We start from the raw sequence: 9,671 nt of genomic DNA, 5'->3' as shown, positions 1-9,671 counted from the left end.
TCCAGCTCGCCAACCAAGAAGGCGCCGGCACTGTCTCGGGTGCGGTGATCGAAGGTGTACATAAGGAGGCTGCTCCTTAGAGATTGAAGGCGATTTCGGCGTTGCCGTCGGAGTCCTGGGGACCCATGAAGACGGCGCCGGGGATGGGATCTCCGGCCGAGACGGCCAAGTCGCCGACGGCAAAGCCATTCCCGGCTTCGGCGATCAGGCACACCGGTGCGCCCTTGACGGCGGTCTGCGTTTCGGCGGCCGACAGCCGCACCGAGATGTAGCCGCGCAGCAGGCGGTCCTGGATGGTGCCGGCCGGGGCGGAATTGCCGTCGCTCCCGACACCGGTCGTAGGATAGGGCCGCACCAGCCAGGCGGAGACCTCATCAGCCTCGGTGGTGGGAACCGCCTTGCCCTCGGTATCGAGCGTTAGCGGCGCGCCATGCGGGGTCTCGGTGGCGAGCAGTACCGGCTCCAGGGTGCTTTCCGCGCGACGGGTGACGTTGCCGGGAAAGCCCGCCGGCATGGCATAGAGGTAGACGGTCATGAGGGCTTATCCCTTCTTGCGATGTTCGGCGAACAGCTTGTTGAGGCCCGCCGGCGTGTCGTGATCACGCACGGGCGCAGGCGGCCGGCCACCACCGGCCAGGGCATCGGCGGTGCGGGTGTTGGCACGGGCGCGGGCCACTTCGACGGCGGCGGCGAAGGCGCCATCGAGAACAGCACCGCGTGCGGTATCCAGGGTTCCGCCGGCCAGGGCGGCGGTGACCACGCGATTGATGGCGGCATCCTTCATGGCGGCGCGCAGCGCCATCCGCTTGACCAAAGGAGCCTCGTCGCCGATGGCGACCGCCAGGGAGGGCGCCAGGATCGCGGCATCGCGCAGGATGGCCGCATCCGCCACGCGGGCGGCACGAGCAACCGGGCGGCGGTCGCTGGTTTTCTGTTCGGTTTCCGGCTGGCCCTCGTCCAGGGTCTCCGGCTCGGCATCGGTCGCCGCGCCTTCTTCGGGTTCGGAATCGCCGGTGCCACCGTCGAGCTTTTCCAGAACCGAGCGCAAAAGCAGCTTGATCTCGCCCAACTCGTCGCCGACGCGCCGCGCTTCATCGCGCTGGCTTTCCTCTTCGTCGGTAATGGGCTGGGGGGGCTCTTGTTGCTCCTGGTCCTTCACCTCTTCGGCGATGGCCTCATCCAGCGCCTGGCGGACCTTGGGATCGGCGTCGATGGTGCTTTTCAGTTTGGGGTTGCCGAGGATCATCCCCAGCAGGCTCCGCTTGGCCTTCTTCATGCTGTCCTCATCCTTGATTGCACATCGCGGGCCGCAGCGGCCCGCCTCCACCAGGGCGACGTGGTTGCCCCGGATGTTGCTTTGCCGCCCCACACCGGGGGCGATTTCCTGATATTCTGCGTCATAGCCGCAGCTGACCTCGCGCAGGCCGTCCTTGCGGATCGCCGCGATGGCCGCCGCATCGGTGACCAGGATGTCAGCCAGCATCAGGTCGCTTTCCGGGCCGACGCCTCGGCGGACGTTTTGCAGATGGCCACAGGCCAGGTCGCGCCAGTTATCGGGGCGCACACCTTCTTCCGGATGGCCCAGCACAAAGGGTTTGCCCTCGAAGCTGGCCAGGGCCGCCGGAGCGAACAGATCCTCGGCCAAGCGATAAACGGTGGTGATCGTCGCCCCTTCGGCCGGAGTGATCGGCACTTCCTCGGGCAGGTATTCGAGATAGCCGGTCCGCGCGATGGCCACGTCCCGGCACAGCAGAAAGCCTTCCGGCGTTTCATGCTGGCGGTCGGACAGTTCGGCGGCGACAAGAAAACGGGCCAAAGGCGGCGCTCCTGTAATGACTGGAGGCCAGCCTATCGCCGCCTGCGCGGCGGGGGCTTTTAACGGGTGTTGGGATTTAAAAAGGGAGGCATTCCGTCCCTTTTGGGCGGGTGCTCTAGCCCATTCGGACGAAACCTCGTCAAGACCGCCGTTGAACGGGTATTGAACGGGTCAGGATGCGCGGGAGGCGGCGGGGCGGAGCATCGGGGCGGAGAGGTCGGGAGGACGCCTCAGAGGGCCTTAAAACCGCTTATCAGTTTCCGCCAGACGCTGCGGGCTCCAGTTGGGCGTCCAGCAGGTCCGCTTCGACGAAGATCGGCAGATCCTTGGGCGTGCCCTCGGCATCGAGGTCCACCAGGGGAAATTCGACGATTTGGCGACCGGGATGGGCCTCCGTGCCGATGATGACCTGGCCCTCGATGCCGGGCTGCAGGACGTGCGCCGTCCCGTCCCAAGAATAGGCGCGCACGGCTTCGCGGAGCCGGACCCAATCCCCTTCCTCGTATAGACGTGCCATGGCTATCCCTGCCTCTTCGGTGCCCGCTCGGCCGGAAAAGCCGAGACCAGACGCGGAACGGCCGCTTGCCGTCCCTGCTGGCGATCATAAATCCATGCCGTTACCACGTCCATTGTTCGTCCGTTGGGGCCGGTGACCGGGATTACCGCGCGGAAGCGCTCCCCGTACATATCCGTCCCCACTGATCCCACACCCGACACCTGACGGCGCGCGGAGGCGGACGGCAGAGCGGCGAGGATCTGCGCACGCAGTTCCTCGGCATGCCTCGGCTCCAGCCCCAAAGCGGCCCGGAACAGTCGGCCCTTGCCCTTCTCATGGGTCGGATCAAGAACGTAATCGGCCAGCTTGGAGAGGGAAATGTTGGCACTGGCGGCGCCCGGCAAGGGCTCGTCACCCTCATGAGGCACGATCTCGACATTATCCTGCTCCCAGCGCGACAGCAGGCCGCGTTGCGGATCTTCCGCCACTTCCTCGGCCACCGGCAGCGGCGAGGGAAAGTCGTTGCCGCCGCGCGGCATCGGGATCACCGGCTCGGCATAGCAGCGGCAATTGGGGAATTCCCCGGCGTGGCCGGTCATGCCGTCTAGCGTCGGCGGCCGTGTCCAGGGCACGAACTGGCCCTCCATGGCGGCATGGCTGTCGCGCACGGCGCCGTCACGCGAGGTGCGCCAGATATAGCCCTCACTGCCCACGGCCCTGGCGCGCTCGCGGGTCAGCGCGGCGCCGGCCTTGCTGATCTCGGTCCGGGCGATGGTCTGAGCGCGGTGCTCGGCGATGTCGCCCAGGCCCTGGATCTTGCGGGCCAGTGTCTCGGCCCGCTGGCCGGAACTCAGGGCCTTGGCGGTATACTCGCCGATCTTGTCGGCCGCCTCCGCGGGCAAGCTCTTGATCAAGGTGGTGTTGGCGTCGATCAGCTGGCGGAGTGTGGTGCCATTGACCGCCTCGGCAAGCCGGTCGCGCAGGCCGGCGCCGATGCCGGCGGCCTGGCGCTCCCAGGCCTTGGCGTTCTTGCGATTGACGGCCGACAGCATGGTTGCAGCGGCCTGCTCGGCCCAGGGGCCGACGGTTTCGGCGTAAGCGCGCAACTGTGCGATCTTCTGACCGGCTTCGCCGGTGCCGGCAGCGATCTGACGCACACGGCCGGCCACCGATTTGAGCTTGCGGGCATAGCGCCGCTCTTCGGCGCGTGACGGCGAAAAACCCTCGCCCTGGCCGGCGGCATCCTTCCAGGACCAGCGCAGGCCCTCCCAAGGCTTATTGGGGGGGAGCGGCGCTTCGGCCGGCACGGTCCCTGGCCGGTCAGCCTTGCGGTGCATCCTGGTCCTCAAGGGCAGGCTCGGACGGCGTTAATTCGTCAATCGGCGGCGCCTCGCTCGCCGCGCGTGCGGCCTCGATGTCCTCGTCGCGGATATGGACGAAGCGCCCGGTCAGGCGGCCGGTGTCGCGCAACTCGCCCAAAGCCTGGGCTTCGTCGATGATGCCGGCGCCGAACAGGGCCGCCACCGCCTGGGCGTCGGCCGTGGCGATCTGGCTCTTCTCCAGGGCCGAGGGCGCGGCCAGGGGATTGAAGGTGAAGGACAGGCCATCAGGCGGGGCCGTGCCCCAGAGCGACCGCGCCAGCACCGACAGCAACAGCGCGACCGGCCCGCGCAGATCGTCCTCCTGGGCGGTCAGGATGGTCTCGTAATAGGTCTGAAGGTCGGCATCGCCGGTGGAAAATCCTTTGGGAGACTGACCCAGCAGGCGGATCAGCGGAATGCCGGTGGCGCCGCTGATCTGCTCGGCGAAGGCCTGCAACGCATCATAGACGCCGGCGAAGCTCCAATTATGGGTGGCGAAGGAATCCTCGGCATCCAGCAGGGTCAGCCCCTCATTGGATTGCAACTCGCCGATCATGGCCATCATCTTGGTCAGGGCCTTCTCGGCCGGCCCGCCCTGGGCCAGGATGCGGCGCAGATCCTTGACCTGGATGACGCGCAAGAAGCTCTTGAGCATCAGGTTGGCGCTGCCGTAAGTGGCGCTATCCAGCGCAAGGATACGGTCGAGCACCCGCTCGACCACGCTGGCGCCCCAGCCCTGTTCGGTCAGCCGCAGCTGGTGGGGCAACTCAATGCCGACGAAGCGCAGGGCGCGGGAATGGTGGATGAACTGGCCCTCCAACCCGTTATCGCCATAGACCCTGTAGCCGGCCGGATAGCCCAGCATCGGCCCCAGCTCGGTGATGCGCCGCTGGCTGGGCGTGACCTGATGGCGGTCAAGCACCGCCAAGCCCCTGAAGGCACCCTGGCCAACCGAGTCCAGTTCCAGGGGCGTTGCCAGATCCTGCCCATCGATCAGCAGGACCGCGATGGCGCCGCCGTAGAGCCGCGCCCATTTGATCGCGTCGGCAAGCCGACCGGGAATGCCGGCGGCCTGCCAAGCGCGGTGCAGTTCGTCTACCTGTTCAGGCGGCATCTGAGTCTGGATCGAGATGCCGGCGCGGACCATGTCCTCGGCGACGACCTCGACCATGCGGCCGACTACCCAAGAGGAGCGGTACATTTCCTCAAGCTCGGCGCGGTCCAGGCCCCTGGAGCGCCTATAGCCAGATTGCGCCAGCAGGTTCTTCTGCCCCAGTCCGACACGGGCGACGATATTTTCAAACCCATCCTGGACGCGGGCGACGTTGCGACGGCGGCGGCGGCTCATGCGAGGGCCTCCCAAATAGCCAAGGAGTTGTAGTTACGGCTGGCGAAATAGGCCAGGGCGAGAGCGATGGCGGCATCGCCGTGGCGCTTTTCGCCCTTGGCACCGCTGGTATCGGCGCGGCGCAGGTCAGGCACGCGCGCAACCCCTCCCACGGTGCGTACCATGCGCAGGTCGTCGATGATGTCGCGGTCCTTGGGGATGACGACGGCCTGGTCCTCAAAGGCCGCCTTCAAAGGCGGCATGTTTTCCCGATACCAATCGGCGGTGAACTTCACCTGGGCTATGCGGTCGCCGTAGCGTTGCCAAGCAACTTCGGCGAGGTAGGCACCATTGCCGCCGGCATCCAAAGCGGCGCCGGAGAAGTTGGGCAGGCGATCCAGCAGCCAGAACAGGATTTGGCGTTGCTGCTCGAACGGTACGCGGCGCATCTCGATGACGAATGGAGTGTCCCGCGCCATTGAAGAGGCAATCTGCAGAGGCCACAGGACCGAAAGATCGCCATGGCGCGCAAAGTCCTGGCCGGCGAAGCTGGTCGCTGTGCGACTCAGCCGCCCCAGATGCGGTGCAACATGGGTCTCCAGCCAGTCATTGACTTCGGCCTCGCGCAGATGCGCCGACAAGGCGGCAAAGCTTTCGGGCAGCGCCAGGCGCAGGACCGGCACCTCGGCGCTCGCGCAGATCTCGACCAGCGGCATGGGGAAATAAGCCCCGCCGCCTTTGCTCGGCACGCAGAACAGTTCTTCGTCGGCCGCATCGCCATACTGTGCAATGATATTCTCGCGCCAAGCCGCTTCATCCTCGGGCGACCATTCCTTGCCCAGCTTCTGGCAAACACGCCGGTACAGACCATCGGCAAGAGCATCGTCGAAGGTGCAGCGCAGCAGGTTGTAGGGCTTGCGCCCGGCGCGCACTTCCTCGATCAGGGTGTTGAAGGCATTGCCCTCGCCATTGTGGGTGCTGATGACCAGCACTTTGCCGCCCCAGATCAGCAGGGCGAAGGCCGCCTTGAGCACCTCGGCCAGGTCGTCGTGGAAGGCCGCCTCGTCGATGATGACCAAGCCCTGCATGCCTCGCAGGGCACGCGCCACCGAGGGCAGCGCCACCACTTTGAAACCGCTGGCAAAGGTGATACGGAAGGCCTGGATGGTCTTGTCGGGATTGGCGGGGTCGGGAAAGAAGAATTCGCCGGCGGCACCGGCGGCAAGATCAAACGCCTTGGCCCATTCCGCCACGTATTCGATGAACTCCCTGGCCATCTCCAGGTTATAGCCCATGTAGAATACATCCATGCCGCCGGCCGACTTGGCGCGGCCGGCCCACAAGGCGGCGATGGCGGCGGCCGCCCAGGAATAGCCGGTGCGGCGGGACTTCTCGACGACCGTAACCGCATGGGCGGAAACGGAGGCCAGAAGCTCCTGTTGAAAGGTAAGAAAGACACCCCTGCCAGGGGCAATTCCTGTCACGATTCGACGCCCAGGATCTTCGCCTCAATCTGCCGTGCCAGTTCATCGGTCAGGCCGGCGGCTCGGGCGGCAGTGGCGGCAGTGCTCGCCGCATCACGCTTGGCCTTGGCACGCGCCTCCTCGACCTTGGTCTCGAAGTCCTGATCCATGCGGGCGGCCTTGGCCATCTCTGCCAAGCCTTTGCCGAGCAGAGCGATATCCTTGGGATCGAGTTGGGCGTTCTCGGGCAGACTATCCATCATGTCGAACACCAAGGTCCGGGCCATCTCGACCAGCACACGGCCTTGCTGACCTTGCTCCGCAGCATCGCCGAGTTCCCGGGCCAGCGCCTGAGTAACCTCGCGCGACTGACGCAGGCGGGCAGCCATGCGGTCAAACCGGCCCTTATAGCGGTGCACGCTTGAGCGGCTGATCTCGTAGCCCTTACCCTCCAGCCACAGGACCAGCCCATCCAGGGTCAGGCGCCCAGTCCCCAGCAGTCGGTCAAACTCCGTCTTGTCGGAGGGAGACAGCGCCATTTCGATAGCGCTGCGGTTACCGTGGGGGTTGCCGGCGGGTTTGTCGTGACCGGCCATGATGTCAATGTCCCGGCGTGGGACGCGCGACACCGGGCACTTTGGCGCGGCCCTCGGCGACGTCGGCGCCGCGTCCGGTCAGAGTGGCAACCTGGAGCGGATCTCGACCGCCAGGACGCGGAAGATCCTGAAGGGTAATCAGGTCCTGCTCGGCCAGCCATGCCAAATCGGTGCGCAGCTGATCGCCGCTGATGCCGTGGCCGTAAGCAGCCAGCGCCTTGCCCAGAAGGCTGCTGTTGAGACTGTAATCGCTGTCTTCATGCAGCAGCCGGAGGACACAGAGGCGGCGGTCCTCTTGCATGATGCGGCTTAAGCTCATCTAAGCGCGCTCCTTATCAAGCTGGGCCTGGGTCAGCAGGATGGTCAGGCGATCAAGCGGCTTCAGCGCGCCTTCCAACCGGCCGGTTACATCGGCAATGCGATCCAGGCGTTCATGGATTCGGGTTAGATCCTGGTGGGAGGGGGCGGCCGCTTGGCGCTCTTCGATTCGGGTCAGGCGCGCGGACGCCTTCTGCCGTTCTTCGGCGGCGACGGCCAACGCTCCGGATAACTGCCCCTGGAGGTCCTTCAGGGCATTATCGAATTCTCGGCGCGGGACGAATTGTTGCCGTAGCGACCAACCGATCCAGACCAACAGCAAGTTGGTGGCGATTGCCAGCGCCCAGCCCCACCGCAACAGCTCTTCCACCATCTCTGCACCTTCATTTTTCGGAGTGATATCCTGCCCGGTGGGGCATGGGAGAGGCGATTAACGCCCCTTAAAAACCATCTTCAAAGAGAGCTTTCGGCCTCGAAATCGAACAGGCCGGGCTGGCGGCGGGCGCGCTCATCCCTGAGGATGGCGTACACGGTATTGACGCTCATATGATACTTCTCGGCCAACTCGGCGTGGTTGCCCCCCGTGAACTCTTCGTAGATGCGCGCGTTGCGCCGCGCCAGATCCATGGGGAAATACAGCTGCTGGCCGCCCCAGCAATCGGTCAGCCAGTCGGCGAAGCGTTGCGCCAGGCGCTGCGCTGCATCCGCGCCGCCCTTGGCCATCTCCTCGCTGGCAAACTCGGCAAGGGCGGAGCGGACTTCCTCGATCAGTTCGCGCGACCGTTGCCGGCTCATGATCGCTCCCCCTGGATTTGCGCGTGCAACTCATCCGACACCGCCGCGAGGCGGTCCCACTCCTCGGGCGTCGGATTTCGGCGCTCCCGCACCATCGTTTCGATGTCCTTGCGCGCCTGGACTGCGGCGGAAACACCTCGCGCGGCGGCATCGGCGATGTTCAGGCCCATCAGCAGCAGCTGGGCCAGCAGCAGCTTGTCCATTAAATTTCTCCCCCGTGGTGCAGGTAGTCGGAGAGCGCTTCCACCGCCTCCCGCGCCGCCGCCAGGGCGGCCGGCAGGCCCACATCCTCGCCCTTGCGTGCGGCCTCGCGCGCAGCCGAGACCGAGGCGTAGGCGATGGCTTCCAGGCGACGGATATGCGCCTGAGTATTGGCCGAGAGGCTGCCCGACTGGATGGCTGCCAAAGCTGCCCGTTGGGCAAACTGGAAATCCGCTTCCAAGGCCCAGACCCGTTGCTCCAGGGTCTGGGCTTTGGGCGTGGCACAGGCCGAGAGGCCGATGGTCAGCAGCGGCACCAGCAGGCCCAAGGCCAGGATCGAAGACGTGACGGTGGGCGGCTTCTTGCGGTTGAAGATCGGGGCAGAGGTGACCGCCCGCAGGATCAGGTTGATCAAACCCCAGAGCAGGACGAAGGCGTCGGCATATTGCATGGCCAGCGCCTGATCCACCTTCACGCCGATCAGCCCGAGGCTCACCATCAAGATGTTGGCGATGATGGTTTTATAACCGTTGAGCATTGTCGGGCCTCACGGAATGTCGTTGTAGAAAAGATGCCCCCCGATGGAAACCACGGGCTTGCGGCCTGCCGCCCAGGCGGGCGACACGGATCTGGAGTGATAGTGGTCGGCGCCCTGGGTGGCGTCGCCAAAGCCCGCCGCGCCGTTGACCACGGCGCAGGCGACCAGCATCGCCCAGCGGTAGGCCGGGTCAGACAGGTCGGCAGCAAGTAGCTTCGCCCGATTGGGATCATCGGGATTCCAGCAGCTGAACTGCCAAGGGCAGCGGCAGACGGCCGAAATCGAATGGTCGGGCAGGCCGGCGCAGCGGCCGTACCATTTACGGCGCTTGGCCCGATTGAGGATGACATGCGCGACGGCGGTCATGCCGTTGAGGCCTTCGCCCCGCGCCTCGCCGTAGAGTGTGCGCGCCAAAATGTCGAGGTCGGCAGCGGATGCCGTGATGATCGTCTGCATGATGCCCTCGCGGTTGGTGTTCTCGCGAGGGTAGAGGCGCTAGAGATTGCCTCTCAGGGTGAACAGTTCACCCGTACCACCTAGGCGGCAGCAGACGCGGCGATGATCAAGGCGGCAACATCGCCTGTCAACCGCCGAAGAGGTCGGCCTGTTCTTCGGTGTCGGTCTCAGCGCCGTCGCGCCGGGTGGCCTGCCGTAGCTTCTTGACATAGCGTTGGGTGCAGCCGACGCGCAAGGCGATGCTGCGCGTGCTGCCCTTGGCGTTCAAGATCTCGGCCTTCAAAAGCCGTTTGAACGATCCTTT

13 protein-coding genes are annotated in these 9,671 nt (G+C 65.6%); all 13 read right to left on the bottom strand.

The window, feature by feature from the left end; genetic code table 11:
- Positions 1-76 precede the first annotated feature (76 nt).
- Positions 77-535, bottom strand: coding sequence for a hypothetical protein (locus EPD66_RS23270; protein ID WP_142850957.1), 459 nt, complete (start codon positions 533-535; stop codon positions 77-79).
- A gap of 6 nt (positions 536-541) precedes the next feature.
- Positions 542-1,816, bottom strand: coding sequence for a DUF2213 domain-containing protein (locus EPD66_RS23265; protein WP_185961591.1), 1,275 nt, complete (start codon positions 1,814-1,816; stop codon positions 542-544).
- 253 nt (positions 1,817-2,069) lie between these two features.
- On the bottom strand, positions 2,070-2,333 hold the full coding sequence (locus EPD66_RS23260; RefSeq protein WP_142850955.1) for a hypothetical protein: 264 nt from the start codon (positions 2,331-2,333) through the stop codon (positions 2,070-2,072).
- Positions 2,334-2,335: 2 nt separating this feature from the next.
- Positions 2,336-3,649 carry a phage minor head protein gene (locus EPD66_RS23255; protein WP_221931094.1) on the bottom strand — a complete coding sequence of 438 codons (1,314 nt, stop codon included), beginning with the start codon at positions 3,647-3,649 and terminating at the stop codon, positions 2,336-2,338.
- Positions 3,633-5,021, bottom strand: a complete 1,389-nt coding sequence (locus EPD66_RS23250) for a DUF1073 domain-containing protein (RefSeq protein ID WP_142850954.1) — start codon at positions 5,019-5,021, stop codon at positions 3,633-3,635. The genes EPD66_RS23255 and EPD66_RS23250 overlap by 17 nt, the downstream gene beginning before the upstream one ends.
- Positions 5,018-6,484 (bottom strand): terminase large subunit domain-containing protein, encoded by a 1,467-nt coding sequence (locus EPD66_RS23245; RefSeq protein ID WP_185961590.1) that lies wholly within the window; start codon positions 6,482-6,484, stop codon positions 5,018-5,020. Before EPD66_RS23245 ends, EPD66_RS23250 begins: the two co-directional genes overlap by 4 nt.
- On the bottom strand, positions 6,481-7,059 hold the full coding sequence (locus EPD66_RS23240) for a phage protein Gp27 family protein (protein WP_142850952.1): 579 nt from the start codon (positions 7,057-7,059) through the stop codon (positions 6,481-6,483). The genes EPD66_RS23245 and EPD66_RS23240 overlap by 4 nt, the downstream gene beginning before the upstream one ends.
- 4 nt (positions 7,060-7,063) lie before the next feature.
- Positions 7,064-7,378: an ArsR family transcriptional regulator gene (locus EPD66_RS23235; RefSeq protein ID WP_142850951.1), complete on the bottom strand. Its 315-nt coding sequence runs from the start codon at positions 7,376-7,378 to the stop codon at positions 7,064-7,066.
- Positions 7,379-7,750 carry a hypothetical protein gene (locus tag EPD66_RS23230; RefSeq protein WP_142850950.1) on the bottom strand — a complete coding sequence of 124 codons (372 nt, stop codon included), beginning with the start codon at positions 7,748-7,750 and terminating at the stop codon, positions 7,379-7,381. It abuts the gene before it with no gap.
- An 80-nt stretch (positions 7,751-7,830) separates the two neighbouring features.
- Positions 7,831-8,172 carry a Mor transcription activator family protein gene (locus tag EPD66_RS23225; RefSeq protein ID WP_142850949.1) on the bottom strand — a complete coding sequence of 114 codons (342 nt, stop codon included), beginning with the start codon at positions 8,170-8,172 and terminating at the stop codon, positions 7,831-7,833.
- On the bottom strand, positions 8,169-8,375 hold the full coding sequence (locus tag EPD66_RS23220; RefSeq protein WP_142850948.1) for a hypothetical protein: 207 nt from the start codon (positions 8,373-8,375) through the stop codon (positions 8,169-8,171). The genes EPD66_RS23225 and EPD66_RS23220 overlap by 4 nt, the downstream gene beginning before the upstream one ends.
- Positions 8,375-8,911 (bottom strand): hypothetical protein, encoded by a 537-nt coding sequence (locus tag EPD66_RS23215; RefSeq protein ID WP_142850947.1) that lies wholly within the window; start codon positions 8,909-8,911, stop codon positions 8,375-8,377. Before EPD66_RS23215 ends, EPD66_RS23220 begins: the two co-directional genes overlap by 1 nt.
- 9 nt (positions 8,912-8,920) lie before the next feature.
- Positions 8,921-9,367 carry a cell wall hydrolase gene (locus EPD66_RS23210; RefSeq protein ID WP_142850946.1) on the bottom strand — a complete coding sequence of 149 codons (447 nt, stop codon included), beginning with the start codon at positions 9,365-9,367 and terminating at the stop codon, positions 8,921-8,923.
- Positions 9,368-9,671: the final 304 nt, after the last annotated feature.

Origin of the sequence: Telmatospirillum sp. J64-1 (assembly GCF_006980715.1) — a bacterium.
Classification (GTDB): domain Bacteria; phylum Pseudomonadota; class Alphaproteobacteria; order Rhodospirillales; family Magnetospirillaceae; genus Oleiliquidispirillum; species Oleiliquidispirillum nitrogeniifigens.
Note: the sequence above shows the minus strand (reverse complement) of the source record. Positions and strands in the feature narration are given on the sequence as shown.

Coding starts and splice junctions, on each gene's coding strand:
- EPD66_RS23270 (WP_142850957.1), bottom strand. CDS start 535: ATGACCGTCTACCTCTATGCCATGCCGGCGGGCTTTCCCGGCAACGTC.
- EPD66_RS23260 (WP_142850955.1), bottom strand. CDS start 2,333: ATGGCACGTCTATACGAGGAAGGGGATTGGGTCCGGCTCCGCGAAGCC.
- EPD66_RS23255 (WP_221931094.1), bottom strand. CDS start 3,649: ATGCACCGCAAGGCTGACCGGCCAGGGACCGTGCCGGCCGAAGCGCCG.
- EPD66_RS23250 (WP_142850954.1), bottom strand. CDS start 5,021: ATGAGCCGCCGCCGCCGTCGCAACGTCGCCCGCGTCCAGGATGGGTTT.
- EPD66_RS23240 (WP_142850952.1), bottom strand. CDS start 7,059: ATGGCCGGTCACGACAAACCCGCCGGCAACCCCCACGGTAACCGCAGC.
- EPD66_RS23235 (WP_142850951.1), bottom strand. CDS start 7,378: ATGAGCTTAAGCCGCATCATGCAAGAGGACCGCCGCCTCTGTGTCCTC.
- EPD66_RS23230 (WP_142850950.1), bottom strand. CDS start 7,750: ATGGTGGAAGAGCTGTTGCGGTGGGGCTGGGCGCTGGCAATCGCCACC.
- EPD66_RS23225 (WP_142850949.1), bottom strand. CDS start 8,172: ATGAGCCGGCAACGGTCGCGCGAACTGATCGAGGAAGTCCGCTCCGCC.
- EPD66_RS23220 (WP_142850948.1), bottom strand. CDS start 8,375: ATGGACAAGCTGCTGCTGGCCCAGCTGCTGCTGATGGGCCTGAACATC.
- EPD66_RS23215 (WP_142850947.1), bottom strand. CDS start 8,911: ATGCTCAACGGTTATAAAACCATCATCGCCAACATCTTGATGGTGAGC.
- EPD66_RS23210 (WP_142850946.1), bottom strand. CDS start 9,367: ATGCAGACGATCATCACGGCATCCGCTGCCGACCTCGACATTTTGGCG.